15 protein-coding genes are annotated in these 19872 nt (G+C 45.0%); 1 reads left to right on the top strand and 14 read right to left on the bottom strand.

From position 1 onward, the window contains the following. Positions 1–19: 19 nt before the first annotated feature. The 5 genes from ACMXYO_RS09845 to ACMXYO_RS09865 form a co-directional block, all read right to left on the bottom strand. Complete coding sequence (locus ACMXYO_RS09845) at positions 20–2137, bottom strand: HlyD family efflux transporter periplasmic adaptor subunit (protein WP_415884955.1); 2118 nt, start codon at positions 2135–2137, stop codon at positions 20–22. A gap of 1 nt (position 2138) precedes the next feature. Further along, a complete protein-coding gene (locus ACMXYO_RS09850) occupies positions 2139–3482 on the bottom strand; it encodes an efflux RND transporter periplasmic adaptor subunit (protein ID WP_415884956.1) in 1344 nt (447 codons plus the stop codon). Between the two features lie 109 nt (positions 3483–3591). Further along, entirely contained in the window at positions 3592–9798 is a 6207-nt protein-coding gene (locus tag ACMXYO_RS09855; RefSeq protein ID WP_415884957.1) for a tandem-95 repeat protein, read from the bottom strand. A 50-nt stretch (positions 9799–9848) separates the two neighbouring features. Further along, positions 9849–10598, bottom strand: a complete 750-nt coding sequence (locus ACMXYO_RS09860; protein WP_415884958.1) for an efflux RND transporter periplasmic adaptor subunit — start codon at positions 10596–10598, stop codon at positions 9849–9851. Further along, on the bottom strand, positions 10595–12061 hold the full coding sequence (locus ACMXYO_RS09865; RefSeq protein ID WP_415884959.1) for a TolC family protein: 1467 nt from the start codon (positions 12059–12061) through the stop codon (positions 10595–10597). Before ACMXYO_RS09865 ends, ACMXYO_RS09860 begins: the two co-directional genes overlap by 4 nt. Before the next feature lie 394 nt (positions 12062–12455). On the opposite strand from ACMXYO_RS09865, the gene ACMXYO_RS09870 reads away from it, so the two are divergent. Then, a complete protein-coding gene (locus ACMXYO_RS09870) occupies positions 12456–12680 on the top strand; it encodes a helix-turn-helix domain-containing protein (RefSeq protein WP_415884960.1) in 225 nt (74 codons plus the stop codon). Between the two features lie 123 nt (positions 12681–12803). Here ACMXYO_RS09870 and ACMXYO_RS09875 read toward each other — a convergent pair whose 3' ends face one another. The 9 genes from ACMXYO_RS09875 to ACMXYO_RS09915 form a co-directional block, all read right to left on the bottom strand. Beyond that, entirely contained in the window at positions 12804–13934 is a 1131-nt protein-coding gene (locus tag ACMXYO_RS09875) for an NAD(P)/FAD-dependent oxidoreductase (RefSeq protein WP_415888089.1), read from the bottom strand. Positions 13935–14028: 94 nt separating this feature from the next. Then, positions 14029–14283, bottom strand: coding sequence for a CDGSH iron-sulfur domain-containing protein (locus ACMXYO_RS09880; RefSeq protein ID WP_415884961.1), 255 nt, complete (start codon positions 14281–14283; stop codon positions 14029–14031). 115 nt (positions 14284–14398) lie between these two features. Beyond that, the gene (locus tag ACMXYO_RS09885; protein WP_415884962.1) at positions 14399–14767 is read right to left on the bottom strand and encodes a hypothetical protein; all 369 of its coding nucleotides are present in this window, start codon (positions 14765–14767) and stop codon (positions 14399–14401) included. A 114-nt stretch (positions 14768–14881) separates the two neighbouring features. Then, a complete protein-coding gene (locus ACMXYO_RS09890) occupies positions 14882–16087 on the bottom strand; it encodes a tetratricopeptide repeat protein (RefSeq protein ID WP_415884963.1) in 1206 nt (401 codons plus the stop codon). A 28-nt stretch (positions 16088–16115) separates the two neighbouring features. Continuing rightward, complete coding sequence (locus ACMXYO_RS09895; RefSeq protein ID WP_415884964.1) at positions 16116–16760, bottom strand: energy transducer TonB; 645 nt, start codon at positions 16758–16760, stop codon at positions 16116–16118. Beyond that, positions 16760–17170: an ExbD/TolR family protein gene (locus ACMXYO_RS09900; RefSeq protein WP_415884325.1), complete on the bottom strand. Its 411-nt coding sequence runs from the start codon at positions 17168–17170 to the stop codon at positions 16760–16762. Before ACMXYO_RS09900 ends, ACMXYO_RS09895 begins: the two co-directional genes overlap by 1 nt. After that, positions 17167–17685: a MotA/TolQ/ExbB proton channel family protein gene (locus ACMXYO_RS09905; RefSeq protein ID WP_415884965.1), complete on the bottom strand. Its 519-nt coding sequence runs from the start codon at positions 17683–17685 to the stop codon at positions 17167–17169. The genes ACMXYO_RS09900 and ACMXYO_RS09905 overlap by 4 nt, the downstream gene beginning before the upstream one ends. Beyond that, positions 17675–19033: a MotA/TolQ/ExbB proton channel family protein gene (locus ACMXYO_RS09910; protein WP_415884966.1), complete on the bottom strand. Its 1359-nt coding sequence runs from the start codon at positions 19031–19033 to the stop codon at positions 17675–17677. The genes ACMXYO_RS09905 and ACMXYO_RS09910 overlap by 11 nt, the downstream gene beginning before the upstream one ends. Continuing rightward, a complete protein-coding gene (locus tag ACMXYO_RS09915; protein WP_415884967.1) occupies positions 19033–19788 on the bottom strand; it encodes a DUF3450 domain-containing protein in 756 nt (251 codons plus the stop codon). Before ACMXYO_RS09915 ends, ACMXYO_RS09910 begins: the two co-directional genes overlap by 1 nt. Between the last annotated feature and the right edge of the window lie 84 nt (positions 19789–19872).

Below are 19872 nucleotides of genomic sequence, written 5' to 3' on the forward strand. Positions count from 1 at the left end.
TAGGAACAACTGTTGAGTGTTAAAAACCGGCTTCTCTTCTTAATGTCGCCATAAAGCGCTCCCCAAAAGGCTCAAACCATGACTGACTTTCCGCCTGGATCACCACCCTCCCCTTTAAGAAAGAAAATTCAGAAGAGAAACCGGTGTTTCCGTAAGGCTTAAGCATTAGCTGGTAGATCGTGTGCTCTGGTATCAACTGTTGGCCTTTTTCTCTTACCAAAATATCTCCACCAAAAGCCGATGCTAAAATTTCGTCCTTTAAAACCCTCGTAGAATCCCTATCGATCCGCGTAACGATCAAAGGAACAGGCTCAATGACACCAGATTCACTTACAAACAAAGCCCTATCCCCAACAGATAAACGCCCAAGATCTTCCTGTCCAATATAAGCACTTACCTGAAAATCCTTAACAGCATCTATCTGTCCAATGCGGCTCCGCGCCTCCAGCCAGTCCCCCGCTTTTAAATCCAGATCATACCAATGGAGTTCCCCAGACAGATCAGCGGTAAGGCTTAAAATACCCACCCTTTTTCGGAGTCCTTCAATTTCAATATTGATCTGTTCTAACTGAGCTTTCAAAATAGGTAGTTCGGAGCGTAATTCCTGTTTTGTCGATCCACTGGAAATCTGCCATCTAAGTCTTCTGGCTTTTTCTTGTGCAACCTCCAGTTCAACAATAAGATCAGGAGCCGATAATTCTGCAATAAGCTGACCTTGAGAAACCTCACCACCAGACGTTACATAAATGTCCTTAATCTGTACTGCATCGGTAACTGTCAGGTAATGTGTTACAGCAGGCTTCAACACACCTTGAGTATGAATACGGCTATCCCAGGGAATAAATAAAATCAGCATAAGTCCGACTAATAACCCTAGTAACCATGGAGATCGTTTCGAACGCAATATATCTCTCCGCCGTTCAATCCAGATACTTACTTCACTCCAGATTGGTTTGAGAATAAACCAGTAGATCTCAATACCTGCAAGCAATGGCCCAAGCGGTTTAGGGAACATAAGGTAAACTAATACTGCAATACCACTGAAAACAACAAAACGGTAAAGCCAGGTTCCGTAGGCAAACAACATAAGAAATCGCTGCCTGTTTGGTAAGGTATGTTCTGGTATAGGATCATGAAAAGAAAATAACTTTTCGCGCAAATTCCAACGTGCCAGATTAAAAGAACGGGCATGTAAATTAGGATATTCCAACCAGTCCATCAATAAAAAATAGCCATCAAATCTAAGGAAGGGAGATAAATTAATAACGAGCGTTGATACCCATGTTGTCGTTGCGATAATGAATGCAGCCGTCTTCAGAGCACCATCCGGTAATACCGACCAGATCAATGTAGCCCAAGCGGCAAGACAAACCTCAATCAGAATACCCGCACCTCCCACGTACAGGCGCTGTTTACGAGATCTAAGCTTCCAAACATCATTTACGTCGGTATAAGCCATAGGAAACATCACCAGAAAGGCAATGCCCATAGTCGGCACCTTACAGCCAAAATGCTTTGCAGTGTAGGCATGGCCCAACTCATGAATAAATTTCACAGCAACAAGTGTGACTGAATAAGCCAACAGCCCTTGTATGCTGAATAAATCCAGCAAAGTAGTACTAAAACTGTCCCATTGCCGAACCACCTGTATTAAACCAACAAATAGTGCAACGAGTGTTAGAAAATAGAAGCCTCTGCTGCCTATCCACTTTATTCTTGATAGGGAGGTTTCAAGCCAATAATCAGGATTCCAGAGGGGAATTCGAAAAAAGAGATAACTATGTAACAAACGATGATACCAGCTCTGTTCTCGGCTCTCTTGCTGGCGGCAGAGTCGTTGTGAATCACTGACAGAGACACTACGAACCAATTCATGATTAATGAGAAACTGTCTAACCTCTTCTATATCGCCTTCCGATAAACAAAGCGTAGTTTCACTATTAACCAATCTGCAAATGTCCTCCGCATTCCCCAGGCTCCAGCGACATAGAACCTCAAAAGTAGGCCAATCGAGACTGAAATAGAGATTACGTGCCGGATCATATACCGACCATGTAGGGCTACCCTGTGCTGAATCAGGACCTGGGAAAACAGAGAGTTCTTCGCGAAGCGTTGGTAAGTCTGTCACCTGCTTCATATCAGAAACCTATCCAGCCCCTGAACGCAGCTAAAGGTCTTCGAAACACCCAATAGGCCAAACTCGTTTTTTCACCTTCAATACGTGCGGTCCCACTATGCCCGATCTGGTATTTTTCCTTCCCTTTCGTAATAATTTCAGCTCTGAGCCGATGAGCATAGAGACCTTCAGGGCGCAACTCAGGTTGGTGCGAGATATAGCTAACTCTTGCATGAATTGATACCGATGGATCAGAATTCAGATAAAGCGTTAGCTCCGTTTGTTCTGGGAAACGAACCAAATCACTGGGAGAAACCCAGGCTTCAACCTGCGAGTTCCACTCATCAGCAACAACTAAAACACGTTCTCCTGTTGCAACCGGTCGCCCCACCCATTCGGTTTCATCACTAAGTAAAGCAATACCTTCCCGTGGCGATTTAACAACACTACGCTCCAATAGTTGACGCAGATAAACCACCTCGATCTTCCTTTCATCAATGAGACTTTGAAGTACCGCAAGGTGTGACTTACTTTCTGGGTCGAAAACTGCGCGCTGTGCTTTCTGACGGTATTCAGCTTGGGCGGTACGTAACGCCTGTTGAGCCAGCGCAAGCTGGTTATCCAGTGTAACTTTGTCGAACTCAAACAGTTCAGTCCCTTTAATTACGCGCTGGTTGGGCTGAACAAGCATCCTTTCAACAATACCGTCAATAGGAGATCGTATAACCGATGGATCAACGGGTATCAACTCGGCAGGAGCCAACACAGAAAGATTTACCGGTAACATACCAATTAAAAGGATGGCAGCCGCAACAAACCCGGATATAACCTTTCGCTTTTTTCCTTCTGCCCCAAAGCTAAAGCGCGACCAATAACCGTCTTGATTCAACTGTTGGTAACGGTCACTCCAGACATCGGCCCACTCCTGTAGGAGCGAAAGTTCCTCTTGGGAAAAAGGTTCATCTCTACTTAGCATTAGCCTGCCACCGGAAAAGCCTTTAGCCGCAGGAATGTATACATTAGCTATATAAGGAGATAACCACTCTTGCCACTCTTTTTCCTCTGGGTCTAATAAGTTAAGGTCGGTAACAAACGAGACATTCTCAGGCCCTGACTTAGCCTGAATAAACCATTTTTTTAGCCAAATCAGATAAGGAGCCTGCTGATCAAGGGCTGAAACCCCAGAGAGCGCTTCAACGCCTTTTGCTTCAGTCCAGAATGCCGCTTGCTGATAAGCCACCAGCGACTGGGTTTCATTCACAAGAATAAAACGTAGTTCTGGAGATGAAGCACTACGCCGAGTTCTGCGGGATAGAAGTATGAGCGTTGCCAGTGCCTTGTCTTCTACTACATTTTCAGACGACATAGTGCTCTATTTCCCAACCGATAAATCTTTATACAGTACATAGCAGCCCTTGCAATTTATGAGGCTTAACAGACGAGACGGCTACAAGAAATTAATCTGTTTTTAAAAATCAAGTTCTCAGTTTTACAACTTGCTTTAATAAGGCATCCCTTTCTGACTTCCAAGAGAATTGCTCCTGCCCCTTCAACTGGTTTATAAACGAAGAACGTCCCTGCTGCTCGATCTGGGCAGTAGTTTGTGCACGTATATCTATTGTAATTACCGTTTCAACCTGCGCCCCATTCTGATCACGAGCAACGACTCTGACTAGCAGCACTTCATCAAAACCTTTTGGTGGGATACCTCGAAACTCACCTTTTTCAGGATCAAAAAGAAGCCAGGAGGGGATTTTACGACCATCCGCTAAAAGAGCACTTAGTTCAATCTCAGCCCCTGGGCTAGTATGCCCGAATGTGTCAGCAGGAATAGTAAACGTAATGGAACTAAATCCATCCCCCGCAATAAATTGTTGCTCCGGGATATCCCTCTGCAGGATCAACTCGCCCTTTGGAGCGTCATAAGTTAGGTCTTCCCCTCCAGAAATAGCAAGCTCAACAACGTCCAGATCAGGTTGATCTGCGGGATCATTCTCCGTAACGGCAGGTGCCACGATTATTGTTACTGGCTCCGCAGGGTTTGTGTCTTCTGGCAATAATTCGGGGCGATCATCATCCAATTCACCACTATCAGAATTCGGATTCCCCCCTGTTACCGTTCCATCAAACAAACTGCCTGTACCATCATCAACAATACTCGTTTGTCCCGTTGCAGAGGCTATAGGCGCAGCAACAAAGCTAACCTGAAGAGAAAAAGTTTCAGCACCTTCATATACAGTATCTACTTCACTGCTAATTGTATTTCTGACAAAGAAACTTCCACCTGCCGGAACAGTAGGTTTAGACGCCACAGAATAGGTTACCCAAGTCGTCCCATCATATGAAAACTCAATGGTTTCACCAGAAAGGGAAGCTGATCCGTTAACAAGCGATAGGTCCAAAATTGAACCCGGATCACTGTCAACCTTAAACATCGCGTAGGTAGAGGCCTCATTAACAGGCCCAAAAGAGGTGACCGTGATAGATCGATCATCGCTCTTTTCCGCGCTGGTATTTTCACTGCCATCAGGATTGAAAATAGTTCCCGCTCCATCATCAAGAATGAAGCCGTTACCTGAACCCGTACTACCTCCTGTATTAGTCGCGCTTAAACTAAAGTTTTCACTGTTCTCACGAACATTGTCATTAATAATAGAGGTACGTACCAGAAGCGAGCCTGAACCATTCAGTTGAACAAAACCACTCGTATAAGTCGTCCAGTTTGCACCGTTATCTGCGGAGTATTCAATGGAAGGCCCAAAATCTTCACTTCCATCCGTCAGAGGTGAACCATCAACATCAATCGCAGCAGTACCATTGCTAAGAGCTAAAGATGCATATTGATTCGCTGCCCCTGATACGGTGAACACCGCATAGGGGGAACCTTCATTCACTTCTATAGAATTAACGGATATTTCTCTGTCATCATCCAGGGTGGAGCTACTGACACTGTCAGCCACAAAGCTTGTATTTGATGCACTGAAGACCGCCCCGGTTCCATCATCAATAATGCCCCCCTGCCCCGAATATGTGGCACCCGCATCATCCGTCGCTTTAAGGGTAAATGTTTCCAGACCCTCATAGAGAGTATCCTGGGTAACAGCAGTACGCACCAATAGTGTCGAACCACTCAAAGTAACATTAGAGCCCGGTGTGTAATCAACCCAATTACTACCATCAAAATACTGAAGGGGAACGGCAGTACCTGCATTTCCCGTATCCATACCTAATGTTGCATCCCCCGTGGTATAGCCCGTAGCCTCTAACTGTAACGAAACCTGTTGGCCACTCGTACCAGAGACCTGAAAAACAGAATACGGCGATGCCTCATTAACAGTGACACCCGTAACCGTCAACGGAGGTAGATTAATAGAAACAGTCGCTAGTGCGGTATTTGAATCATCATCACCATCATTCACTGTCACACTGATGGTGCGATCTGTTCGGTCACTTCCTGATGTACTAAAGGTAATCGCATTGAGCGCTGCCTGATAATCTGATTTCAGAGCGGATCCAGTCAGGGTTATTGAGCTGCTCGTACTGGCTGAAACAGTGATACCACTAGGTAAACTCCCTACAGAAAGCAGATCTCCTGCCTGAGGGTTTGTCAGTGTAATTGTTGCGGATTCAATATGGGTATCATCGATATCAGAGATAAGATTATCACTGTCGGCAACGGCTACAGCACTACCATCTAAAGTGTAACTGGCAGCATAATTCAGGCCTGCGCTACTACCATCTAGATCAAGTATCGGTGCATCGTTAACTGGCGTCACCGTTACCTGTACAGTGATCTCCGTAGTCGCCCCCTGCGGGTCTGTAACTGTGATGGTAAAAGAATCGCTACCAGTATAGTGCGCATCAGGTGTATAGGTATAAGTACCATCCGCGTTAATACTTACTGAACCATTGGCAGGTGCCGTGCTTCCGCTGCTGTAGGTCAGATTGCTGTCATCGGAATCATAAGCCCTTACCTGACCACCGATTGGCGTATCTTCAGGGGTAGTAATCTCATAACGGGCATCACCTGCATCATAAGTCGGGTCATTGCTACCATCAGAAAGCTTACCTCCTGTTGGTGTGTCATTTTTCCCCTGAATAGTGATAGTTAAAGCCGCATCATCTTTACCAACATAGGTATTACCTGCAGAGTCCGTAAGGATGTAACTGAAACTATCAGTCAGACTATCACCATCGTGCAAAGCATCTACTGCGGGATTACTGTTATCAGGTACGTAGGTATAAGCACCTGTTGCAGCATTCACGGTTAAAGTACCGTAGAGACCTGCCACCGTATAGTTGCCGGAACCATCAACAATACTGTCGGTTTCTGTACTGCTGGAAATCTGATATACACTGCCCTCGCTCGTATCAAAGGTGTCATTAGCCAGCAGATCACCAGCCGCATTACTGCCGCTATCTTCAGTGACCGTATCGGTGTCATCAGCCGCAACTGGTTCACTCCCCCCCGATCCAAGGACCGTGATTGAGAGTGTGGCGGTGCTAATCGCACCCGCAGTATCAGTCATCGTATATGTGAACTCTTCTACCGCTAAATCACCTTCGTTCAAAAAAGCATTATCCGCAGTAGGGGTGTAGGTATAACTGCCATCAACATTAAGAATCAGAGAACCATGCTGCCCCTGATAAGTAGAACCCGCACTACCACTGAAATTCAGCGTATCGCCATTGGAGGATGTAATCGTCTGGTCCAGTGTAAGTGTCGAGATCACTCCGGCACTATAAGTGATATCGGTGATTATCGTGCCAACAGGAACGCCTGTACCAGAAACGGTCATGCCAACAGAGATGGTACCCGCTGCTGTTGGAGCATTGACCGTTACAGTAGACGATGCTGCCGATGTAGCTGAGGCTACAGTTGCCGTTTTCATTGAGGCCGCATTCTCTTCCGCACTGGAGGATTCTTCAAAGCCAACTGTCTTACCGTCGAAGAAGCTTAAACCTGCAATACTCGTGTAGGTAGTTGGAGTAGCATCCGCAGCATATTTCACCGGATCACCACTCAGTCCTAGATCGTAGGTATCAGTACCACTATCGACCAGTGTATTTGAAGTTACGTAAACCTGATTATTGGAGCTGTCATAAACTGCCCAGTAAGTGCTGCCATCAAAATAATACAATTCTTTACCTGTACCTACAGAGGTAAAACCACTATCACCAACAAAACGAAGAGTTGCAGTGGGTGTTGAAGTTGTATAAGAGGTGATATCAACCGAGCCTCTGAGACCCGAAATTGTTGCAGTTTCCCCATTAGCAGAACCATCAACATCCGTATCGTTAACCAACACATTACCAGTAGCATCATAGCCTGTTACCACCGGTGAAACGGTAGTTGTTTCCCGAGCAATAGCCGTATCATCCTGAGCTTCCGGGTTGTCATTACGCCCATCGATCGTAATAGAAAGCGTCTCGGTTACGCTACCGCTGCCCGATTCACTGACTTCGTAGACAAAATTATCAGTCAATGTCTGACCGGTGACACGTAACGCCTGAACATCTGGGTGATTATCATTGACGACATAAGAGTAGGAACCGTCCGCGCCCAGTGTTAAAACACCATATTCACCCGTGATTGATGTTCCATCAGCAGAGGTGGTACCCGTTGCAACACTTTTATCAGCGATTGCCTGGCCGATAGAAACGACTGTCAATGTACCTGAGCTTTGAGCAGAATCATTGCTCAAAACATTACCTGTAGCGTTAGCACCGACCGTTCCGTTATTATCACCACCCGCTTCTACGGCTGTCGCACTGTCATTACCCGCTAATGGCTCATCCGCAGTAGCCTGAATAGTCAGGCTAAGTGTTGCTGTATCACTGCCTCCATTACCATCGCTGATCGTATAGGTAATCACAGGAACTGAACCGGTATAATCGGGTGAAGGAGTGAAACTGTATGAACCATCCTCATAAATAGTAATTGCACCAACACCTGGCATCACAGTCTCTGTATTTACAGTACCATTAATCAGACTGCCCCCTGCAGGGGTAAAGCTGAATCCAGTCACGGTTAGCGCATCATTATCGGCATCGGTATCTTCTTCCGATGACGAGACAGAATTAATGAGATTACCTGTAAACTGAGTGTCCTCTGTTACTGTTCCCGTATCATTTTGAGCGATAGGCGCTTCATTAACGGCAGTTACGGTTATAGAAAGGGTGGCTACAGAGGTATCTTCACCATCACTGGCTATATAGGTTGCCACAGGCACAGCTCCGTTATAACCACTGACCGGATTAAAAGTATAGGAGCCATCGGAGTTGATCTTCAGCGTCCCGATATCTGGCAATGAGACTGTGGAACCCGCAGAAAAAAGCTGCCCGTTAATGGCAAAACTGGTAACTGATAAGCTATCTCCATCAGCATCAGTATCATTCGTCAGAACATTACCACTTGCTATGGTGTCTTCAGGTACACTCTGAGAATCAGCAACAGCAACAGGACCACTGTTTGCAGCCAAAACAAGCGCATTCAACGCAGAATCAACTCGGTCCGAAGAGGAACCTACATCGGCAACATTGTATGTACCAGCTTCAGCACCTGAAGATACGGTAACCGGGCTGGTTGATAGTCCATTAAAATAAGCCTGGTCTACAACCAGAACAAAACCAATATTGTCGGTAACATCTGAGTCACCATCTTGATTACCATCAGCTTGCGCAGTGGCAAGATCGACAAAGGATGCATCTGTCCAGAAATAGAATGCTCGAACTTGCCCCTGAGTTTTGATAGGGCGACTAATCCAACCGTAATAAGTCTCACCACCAATGTTGATACCGATAGCAGAAACATCATTGCCACTAAATAAATGACTACCGGTATCGTCGTCTACAGTGACCGGTCCTAACCCGCCACCATCCATTATAATGGTATGGGATTCTTGTTCTTTTTCAGCCCAGTTCTCAGTGTTATCAATCGCACCGTCACCATCCAAATCACGGAGCATGGAATAAGCATTTACAAAATCATATTGCGCCCATTCAACCTCAACTGTTTCACCATTGATTTCTATAGTGCCAGAATCATTCTCGTGAGCAGCTAAGTCTGATATTTGCTCTGAAGATGTTCCCGTTACAAACAGTGCAAACTGTTGCCCCTCGTCACCAACTGTATCTATCCCACCATTGACCAAAGAATCGATAGCATGACCAAACTCCTCTATGAGAATTTTTGCTGCTGCATCAGTTCCGTTATTTTCCAGATAGGACTGATTGATAAAGATGATTGCCTCGCCCTCAGAGCCTTCAGCAGAAAAAGCGCCCAACGCCCCTCCCAGGAACTCATCACTCACGAATTCAACTCTGATCGAAATCTGATCATTAACAATCAACTGGCGAACGGATTCCATAGATTGAAGCCATTCAGCATCTATCTGCTCCTTTCCGCCGTTAAACAAAGAAAAGAGTTCTTCAATCTCGGCTTGCTCAATGTACGCTTTGATCTGCTGTTGAGCTTTATCCGCTGCAATCCGCCCCTTCTCATAAGCGACAGCAAGTGTAAAAACGCCTAGCCCCTCGATTTCAGCTGTATCTGCTTCAGTAAATTCAGTCACGGCCTCAACAGTCGTATCAGCCGCAGCACCATCAAACATCAAACGTTGTTCAAGTTGCATCAACCGGCAAGCATTTGTACTGCGAGAATTAATTTTCGGGCGGGACATTTAAAACTCCTTTTAAAACGCCTTGATCGTTAGGGCACGAAGATCAAATACTATTCAGACGGGGGACTAAGTTGGACTGTTCCGCTCATACCTGGCTTTAATTCAGAAAAGCGACCATCAATCAGCGCAACTGCTTTTATGGTTTGACTTATAGCATCCACTTTTGCTGCAGTATAGGTTAACTTTGCGGGATAGATTTTACCGGTATCACTCAGGTTCACACTGAATTCATGCTTGGGCGACAGCCAGGACAACCACCGGGAGGGTACAATGAACTCTAATTGCAATTCGCTATCATCAATAATTTCCATCAATGGCGTCCCGGCCTGAAGAAACTCTTGTTCCCGGGTTAATTGATCTCCGATTACTCCAGCATACGGCGCTTTAACCACGCAGCGTTTTAACGTCGCTTGGATGTAATCGACATCAGCTCGCGCCTTTCGAACATCCAGCTCGCTGTTAGCAAGCTCAACTGTTCCAATTGCATTAAGCTCTGCCATACGCTTATGACCTTTCAACACATTTCGAGCAATACCCAGTTGAGTTTTGGCCTTCTCGAACTGTGCTTCCTGCAACGCGCAGTCAAACTTAACCAAAGTTTCACCCTTCACCACGCGCTGTCCCTCCCTAACGGCCAGAAAAGATACCTTTGCAGCAATTTCAGCACTGAGAGAAGCATGTCTGACGGGGCTTAGCTGAGCACGAATATTAGACTGATCAAGTACATAACCATCGGCCAAAGCCAGCGCGGAGAATCCACTAAGCAAGCCAACTGATAAAACGAAGCGTTTCAAGCTCATTCAGCCAGGCCCTTAGTCGTACTATTTGAAACAAACCATTTACTGATATCAGCTGCAAGGTCCTTCAAAACGATATCGTCGACGCTATCTATATAGGGTTCCTGCCCTAGGGTAGACTGAATCTGGCCCGATGCTTCCTGCAGTTTGGACATCGCTTGATAGAGACGAAGCTCACTTAGAATTGTTGTTACATTGGCTGAAATTTGAGTCTGCTTACTCACCATTTTTCCAGCAAACTTACCCTTCACTATCTGCTCAAGCTGAGCATCTACCTTGTATATCTTTTTAGCCCTTAAATATTGTTTCATCGCATTGGCATATTGATTTCTGGACAAATGAACTTGTGTCAGAACAGTCATCTGAAGAGCCATACGCCGTGCTTTTTCAAGCGCTTCACGTTTCTCTGCCATATCCATCAGGCTTGGGCCAGAAAGCAAATTTAAAAGGTTATAGCTCACTGTTAGGCCAGCAGAACTCCAATCATCATTAACCAAGTATCTATCATCGTCATAATGCTTTCCGAAATTCAGTGAGATGCCTGGAAGAAGTTTCAGTAGTGCCTTACGGGTTTCCTGGGCGGCTACTCGTGCATTTAACATCTGGGCTTTCAGATCAGCATTACTTGCTAAAGCCATTTCCTCCATTTCTTGTGAGGAGAGCTTCAAGGGCCCCATATTCAGATCTGGACGTATAAGCTTTGTACGAGCAGTTGGTGGTGCACCAATCAGATTCATCAACTCAATTCGAGCGCTTATCAACTCCTGTTCGACACTTTCAAGCAATCTCAAATTTTCCAGAAGGTTTCTCTGATAACGCAATGCTTCTTCAGGTTTGCTCAGGCGCTCAGCCGCTAAAATCTCTGATTCGGTTAACGCTTTTTCTGCATTACTTGTAGTAATTTTTACTTGTTCACTTAAGGACTCTGCAGCCAGTGCTCTCCAATATGCCGTACGCACTTTCTGAATAAGAAGGTGCATTGCTTTTCTACGTTTCTCATTAGCAATCAAAAGCTTGTCAGCATTCTGTTTGGCACTGTAGTAGCTAGCTCCGAAGTCCAGAATATTCCATGATAATTTCAAATCAAATTGAGCATGTTCTGGATCAACGGAAACATCTGGTTTTGAAGATGTATCAAAGATTGTCGGCGTAACATATGGTGCATCATAACGATGACTAAAATTGCTGCGCCAATCATACCCGGCATTGACCAAGAGCTTTGGCAGCATATCGAATTTACCTGCTTCGAGTTCCCCTGCAGCTAAAGACTGCTCCAGCATTTTCACTCTCTGGTCGAGGTTATACTTCAAAGCACGCGCAACAGCTTCCTCAAGCGTTAGCGTTGCACCAATGGGCTGTGAATTAGATTTAATCTCTAGCCTGTCACTTGCTGTCAGTTCAACAGTTTCCTGTGCGGAAAAGTGATTCGGACTAACAGCACACCCTGTGATAAAAATGAAAGACATACCACATATAAGTCTAACAATCTTCCTTGCAAACATCTTATTTCTCAGTAAGTTAAATAAAGCATTCAAACAAATATATCATCAAAACCATATTAGAAACATGGCTTATTTGATAGAAAGGCATTACTACTAATGCTTAAATCTCTCACTCGTTACTGGTAAATTTTATTTAAACTCCCTTCCTTTGACGCAACGTCTGATCAACCTTTAAAGATCCTTTCAAATCAAAATCACTTAGCGCTATCCTAAAGAGAGACTTCTCGATCAAGAAAACTGCCCATAAGCTTACCGATCAGAGCAACGAAAGGTTGCTCTGAAAGCGTGCAAAAAGAGATAGCAACTGGCCTTCTCTTCATAACACGAGTTCAAATCACTCAGGTGAATTGCAAAATTGATGGAGAATTCAGCAACGTTCGTTACCCCCCAAGATATGGTTAATGCAATTAATGAAAACTGGTTAGACTTTGAAATAAACCGTTTGGAAATATTGCTATCTCGCCTTCGATCTAAACTTAAATCAGACCTTGATACGAAATTAAATCCAATTCGCGCTCATCGAAATAAGGGCTATCAACTAACGCTACCCTTCATCACCGAGCATAAAGAAAATAACGAATAAGCTTTTGATTTAAAGAACGAAGACAGTGCTCGCCTCTATCCTAATATAATCACTTACTAACCCAATTTAAGGGATGGGAAGGGAAGGAAATTAGCTGTCTTCGTTTTTATACCGTACTTACGACTAAACCACCTGCCCTGCCGCAAACCCAGATGCCCAGGCCCATTGAAAGTTGTGACCGCCAAGGTGGCCAGTTACATCTAAGCACTCACCAATAAAGTACAAACCCGGTGCTTTTTTGGCTTCCATGGTTTTCTGGTTAATCTCGTTAGTATCGATGCCACCTAGCGTCACTTCCGCTGTACGGTAACCTTCGGTACCAGAAGGTTTGATCTTCCACTCACGGAAAGCGCTGTTGATCGCATCCAGATCTTTATTAGATTGGTTACCCATTATGCCGCTAAAGCCGAAGAGCTGGCAGAGGATCTGGGCCATGCGCTTGCTCATCTGTTGCGCCATGATGGTTGTAATTTCAGCTTTTGGACGTGCTTCGCGTTGCTCTTTTAACCATGCTCGCAAGTCAAAATCTGGGAACAGGTCGATCTCAACTTCGCCACCGGGTTGCCAGTAGGAGGAGATCTGTAAAATAGCAGGACCACTCAATCCGCGGTGGGTAAAGAGCATGCTTTCGACAAAGCTTGTTTTACCGATCGTCGCTTTTACTTTATGAGATACACCCGATAGTTCTTTAAGTACCTCTTTCTCTTTTGGCTGTAGGGTAAAAGGTACTAGCGCAGCTGTTTTCGGCAGCATTTTAAGATCAAACTGCTCAGCTATATCGTAAGCAAAACTGGTAGCACCACCATTTGGAATAGATAAGCCACCAGTCGCAATTACAACGGATTCAGCTTTAATTGGGTCTGATGATGTTTGCAGTAAATAACCCTCTTCCTTCTTTTCGATACCATTGACGCTCAGCTCGGTACGGATCTCATTACCCGCCCATTCTGATTCTGTCATTAAGACGCGAAGAATCTCTTTACTGGATTCATTACAGAACAGTTGGCCGAGTGTTTTTTCGTGATATTCAACGCCATGACGATCTACTAGATCTATAAAGTCCTGCGCTGTATAACGACTCAAAGCAGATTTACAAAAATGAGGATTCTGCGAAAGGAAGTTAGCGGGACCGTTATGGATATTGGTAAAGTTACAACGTCCACCACCCGACATTAGGATTTTACGACCAACTTTTTTGGTGTGCTCGATAACAAGAACAGAACGTCCTCGATAACCAGCAGTAGCGGCACACATCAGGCCTGAAGCTCCGGCTCCGATAATTACTACATCGTACTGTGTCACACGCTTTCTCCGCTGGTTTGAAAGCGCGCTATCTTACCACAAGCTATTATTTTTCAGGTTTGTTTTTATGGCTACCGTCGCAGAGTGGCTGTGTCTTTGTTTGCTTGCACATACAAAGCCAAACCTCACCATCCACTTCGGCTTCAAAGACCACTGGATCTATCCCTGTGCCTTGATGAGAACCATCACAAAACGGTTGATCGCCTGAACGACCACAAGCACACCACGCATAAGTCCGCCCCGCTTCTAAGTGAATTTTGACTGGGGCATCAGCTGCCCTATGAACGGGTGAATGAGACATCGTTATGCTCCTCTACTGAATATTTCGCCGTCCTTAGCAGCATTTAGGGCTATCACTATATTCAGTAAACGTAGAAGAGCAATTTCAATTGTTCAAATTTAGAACAATAAAATTATTAATGCTGAAGCGCTTGGTCAAGCAGATTAAGATTATTTGATAGCCACTGAGCAAGATCAGTTTTCAGTGGTTTGGTCGCTGTATCCACCAGCCATAAACCCGATTTTGGTTTGAGCTTTTTGCTCTTAGGTTTGATCTGTAATGCCTCGCCACATTGCTCTTCGACTGGCAAGTAAGTGGCTTGTGCTAGCGGTTGAAGTTTAGGGTTATCGAGACAAACAGCGACAACATCATGCTCTAGTAAGGTCTCATCTAACTTAAGCGCATATTCACTGATCTGTTTTTGCAGCGCCATTTGGTTTGAACGGATAGTCGGTGCCTGCTCCAGCCAAATACGCTGAAATTCACGAGCAACGATCTGACTCATTACACGCAGGTTATCCGGTGCTAACCAAAAGTACGTACTCTGCTCTAGATCTTGAGCACTTAATACTTACTTGCGCGCATCCAGATAAAATTAACCGGTACTGACGTCATAAGTTCAGCCTTTTGCCTGAAGATCCATTTCCATCTGATCTAAATACCGAATCCAATTCGCTGCCATTTTCCCGTACTTAGCATCACCTTCTGCTGCTGCTAAAGATATCCTCGCTTGCTCAAAATGCTTTTGATTGATTTGAGCGATGCCCTGCATTAACTTAATCTGAGCTATTTTTTTAGGTTTGCGCGTCAACAGATTAGATAGCGTTTTCTCTGCTTGATTCCACCGTTTCTCTTGCAGCTGAATCTGCGCCAGCTGTAAAGATACTTTCTCACTTGGTGCGATACTGTTTAGCTTCGAAAGCACTTTAATCGCCTTAGGCTTCTCTTGCGCGCGAATCCAAGCACTGCTTAACAACCTTAAGTTTTTAGCGTTTTGCTTGATCACACCTTTCTGGAAACCCTGCTCGATCACTCTAGCGGCATGATAAGGAATACCCGAACGAAGCATTAACTGCGCGAGTAATTCATAATCATTGGCTGAGACTAACAACTTCCGCTCATATCCCAATCGCTGAGTAGCGAGTGCCGATTTACGATCCCCCGCTTGTATCTGCAGGGACACTAACTGACGCCACTGTTTGGGATTAGAGGAGTAATGTTGAATCACAACTTGCTGCTGTTTAGCAGCCTGCTTCCACTGCTTAAGCTCAATATGAGCCGCTATTTTAAGCTGATACCAGCTTTCAGGCGCTATACCTTTGTAACGAATCGCTTTAGTGATGTGCGGTAACAGGGATTTCCAACGCTTCAGCTGACTATAAGCCTGAGCCATCATCAGATGGTCATTCGCTTTTACTGAAACTCCAGGGCTAGCCATCCATTGTTGAAGATTAAAAACACAGCTCTGCCAAGCTTCCTGCATACAATAAAGCTGGCCCAGAGTACGCAGTAAATTAATCTGTTGTGCATCAGGCAAGGCTTTTAAAGCTTGAGTAGCTTTTAGGTACTTTATTGCAGAGGAATAGCGCTCCTGCTGGAGAGCAACTTGAGCAAGATTATGCTGCACAAGCGCTTTAGCATAAACAGACTTAACCTTTTGCTCAGCAACCAACAATTGCTGATTCGCTTGTTTCCACTGCCCCGCCTCCATTGATTTAAAGGCAGCATTTAGCTGTTTGTACTCATAAGCAGACAGAGTAGGCTTCGCCGCATGCCCCTGAATAGCAAACAACAAAAAACAAACTGTAATTAATGATCGCAACATTTTTCTAAACTGTTCTATTCAGTTCTATTTACTTATCGAGTTTGAATTCCAAAACCTGACGCGCTTTAAACTTCACCGCTTGACCGTCTACAGTTTTGATTTTAAAACGCCAACGCTTAATCGCTTTAATAACCGCGCTATCGAAAGTGCCTTTTGGATTAGATTCAATAACCTTAATAGTGTCCGGTTTAACTGTTCCAGCTTCAGTCACCAAAAACTCAACCGTTACACTACCTTCAACTTTACGGCGCAATGCCCTACGCGGGTAACTAGGCGGCACCTGACTAACCGCTTTAGGATTCGTATCTAATACCAGCTCAGGCGTCGGCACAGCTAGGTTATTTAGCGATGGTGAAAGTGCGACGCTAATTCCAACATCAATGTTTGGAATATCAACGGCCGTCACAGGCGTGCTGGTAATAGGCACAACCTGCTGTTGTACCTGTGGCATCTCTGGCTGAGCTTCAGGAACAATCTCTTCAGGCTCTGGCGGCAATTCGCGAGTACGGGCCTCGACATCACTCTCTTGGCGAACCATTAAAAAGTCCAAATCAGGCGTTAAGACACTTTCAGGTTCTACCTGCTTGCCAATACCCGAAACCATAGCCAATGCATAAAAAAGCAATATGGCCAATATCAGGCCACCTGGCGCAACGACTAAAGCACGCAGCATTATTGTGAGCCTGCCTGAGTAGCAACAGTATAGTTCACATTAGCTAAGCGTAGCTGATCGATCACCTTAACCAGTTGACCGGTAGTCGCTTGTTCATCCGCTTGAATAACAACGTTGATTTCAGATTGTTCGCTTTTCAGACGCTCAATCGCAGGGCGCACCATACGTACATCCACAGGCTTACGGTCGACCCAAATTTCATTGTTAGCAGAGATCGCGACTAAAACTGCCGTTTTGCTCTGACTTTCACTGGTTTGCGCGGTAGGGCGATTAACATCGATGCCTGCCTCACGCACAAACGAAGTCGATACGATAAAGAAGATCAGCATTATGAACACCACATCCAGCATAGGTGTCATATTGATTTCGGCATCGTCCTGCTGCTGAGTTAAATTGACTCGCTGTCTCATGCTGCAGACTCCTCATGTAACACTCGGCGCAAGCGGTTTCTTTCCGCTTCCGACCATCTAGATAAACGGTTGTAAAAAAGTAAACCCGCTACAGCGACTGCCATCCCCGTCATTGTTGGGAATGTTGCGCTAGCCACACCAGCGGCCATCATTCGAGGGTTGCCTGTACCGTACAAAGCAAGGCTATCAAACACTTGAATCATGCCAGTCACTGTGCCCAGCAAACCAATCAAAGGGCATAGAGTTATTAGGTTTTTGATCATCTGAAATTGGCTTTTCAAAGCTAAGTCCAGATCACAAACAGCACTCAATTTCTTAACTGGCGAGCTTGGTCCATTTAAATAATCCAACAACGAGGCTCTCTGCTTGGGGTAAGCCCATACTCTATAGCTGATCCGTTCGAGGATAAGAGTAAACATAAGAAAGCTTACCCATAGAATCAGATAGAGCACCCAGCCACCGGTTTGGAAAAATTGCCCTAAGGCAAACATCCAATCATGAAGACTAGGCCACATGAGTGCTCTTCTCTTCTTTTGCAATAGACTCATCAGTCGCCAACAAGCCTAAGCTTTTCTCTTGAAGCAACTGAGTAATGCGACGGCTTCTACTCGTCAAATAGCTATGGCAGAACAGCAACGGTATAGCTACAACCAAGCCCAAAACGGTTGTCATCAATGCTTGTGAAATACCACCCGCCATCAACTTAGGATCACTGGTACCGAACAGGGTTATACTCTGGAAGGTCGCGATCATACCGATCACTGTACCTAAAAGACCCAAAAGCGGAGCAACGGCAGCTAAAAGCTTAACGATGCTTTGGCCCTGCTCGATTTTTGGTACTTCTTTAAGAATCAGCTCATCAACTTTCATCTCTAGCTGATCTAAGCCTAGTTTGGAACGACTAACTGCCTGCAGTACTCGCCCAAGCGGGTTGTTATCCATTAGCTGCGCTGGTTGAGCTAATTGCTTTCTGACCTGCAATTCAGTTTTAGTCATACGAAACATCTGCCAAAATGCCACCAGCAAACCAATCAAGCCCAAACCCATGATGATGTAGCCTACTTCACCCCCCTGATGAAGCCTCTCGACAAGCTTCGGCATACGATCCAACAACGCAAATAACTGACCACGACTTGGATCAATCAATACATCCTCGCCATTACCATTTTGATAATCAATGATATCTTGTTGAGCACCAGCACTTGGCTGAGTCGTCAACACTGCTAGCTTTTGCTGCTGAAGATCCCAATGTAGGAACTGACCATCATTAGTAGCTGCAGCAAAGGTGCCTATACGTAACACTGGTGTATCAGCAGTAACACCTTCCCGATTCACAACAGGCACAGTAACTTGCTTGATCTCACCAGTGGCTGTCATTTCTAGCTGTAACTGGTACCAAAGACTTTGTAGGTCCTGAAGCTTTGGCACACGCTTGGAATCTGCAAATGAAAGTTGATCTAAACGACCAGGGTTATCAGCACTGGTCATTGAATCCATCAAAACTGGCACGAGTTCAGATGCCGATTCTTTAGCGACGCCAAAAACTTCACCTAGCTGGCCTGAGCGTTGCTGTAGTGCAGCTTCTAATTCGGCAAGCTGTTCATCATTGGCATCAAACTCAGCTTTTAATCGCTCCTGCTCTGCTTCAGCAGCGACTAAACGTGCCTTACTTTTCGCAAGCAGCGCATTTTGTTTACTTAAATCGGCATTAAATTCTGCTTCACGCTGGCGATTGATCGCCGTATCTGTACTACTAATCTGCTTTACTTCGCTAAGCAAACCTTTAAGTGGCGCTGTTTCAGCGAAAACGGGTAGCGAGCTAAAACCAAGAACTGCAGCTAAACCTAATTGTTTAAACATCATTATCGCTCCAATTTAGGCAGAGGAAGGTTTAACAAACTTGGCACCTGCTGCTGCCGAGCGATTTGTATAGCCTTAGTAAGTTCTAGATTCTGGGAATCATTAAGTGCCTGCCAAGACTGAGCAGAAGGCTGCCAAAGCGCACTCTCAGCACCATTTAGTGACTGGTAGTAAAGTACAGCTCGACCTAAACGTAAGAATGTAACTTGCTGACCATTATTTGAGGAAAGAGAACCTTTATACGATTCGAATGTACGACCGTACTGCACTTCTACAGCATAGGCCTCCAGAATCTGACGATATTTCTCGGCCACGCTCACATCAGCGCGAAGCAAAAGCATCTCGAGCTTCTCTAAACGCTCGTTACGTTCCGACTGTAAGAAAGGTACGTCTTGTGCCACAAATCTACTTAATGTTTGAACCATCTGGTTCAGCATAGGTAAAACAGCTTTATCTGTTTCTTCAATTGAGGCGATCTGTGCCTCCAGATCTAAAGCTTCTTTCTTCTGTGACTCTATAAGTAAAGCCACTTGCGCATTATAGGCTTCGGTTACATCTGAAAGGCGCTCGTTGGTGAGATATTCATCCACAGCAACTTGAGTGCTCTGCCCAATATTATCGATGCGTTTTTGTGATTGTTGGCTTTGATTATGTGTTGCTACAGTCTTTTTAGTACCAACATCAAGGTCGTTTGCCGCGAAAACAGGAGCACCTGATATAGCGACGGCCAAAAGAGAATATTTAAACAGAGATTTCATGATCAGCAACTTACAGCTAATAAAAATGAGAATAATTATCCGTTAGATTAGTAAATCAGACAACCCGCTTTACAATACTTACAA

This window comes from Neptuniibacter sp. QD37_6 (assembly GCF_047778085.1).
GTDB lineage: Bacteria > Pseudomonadota > Gammaproteobacteria > Pseudomonadales > Balneatricaceae > Neptuniibacter.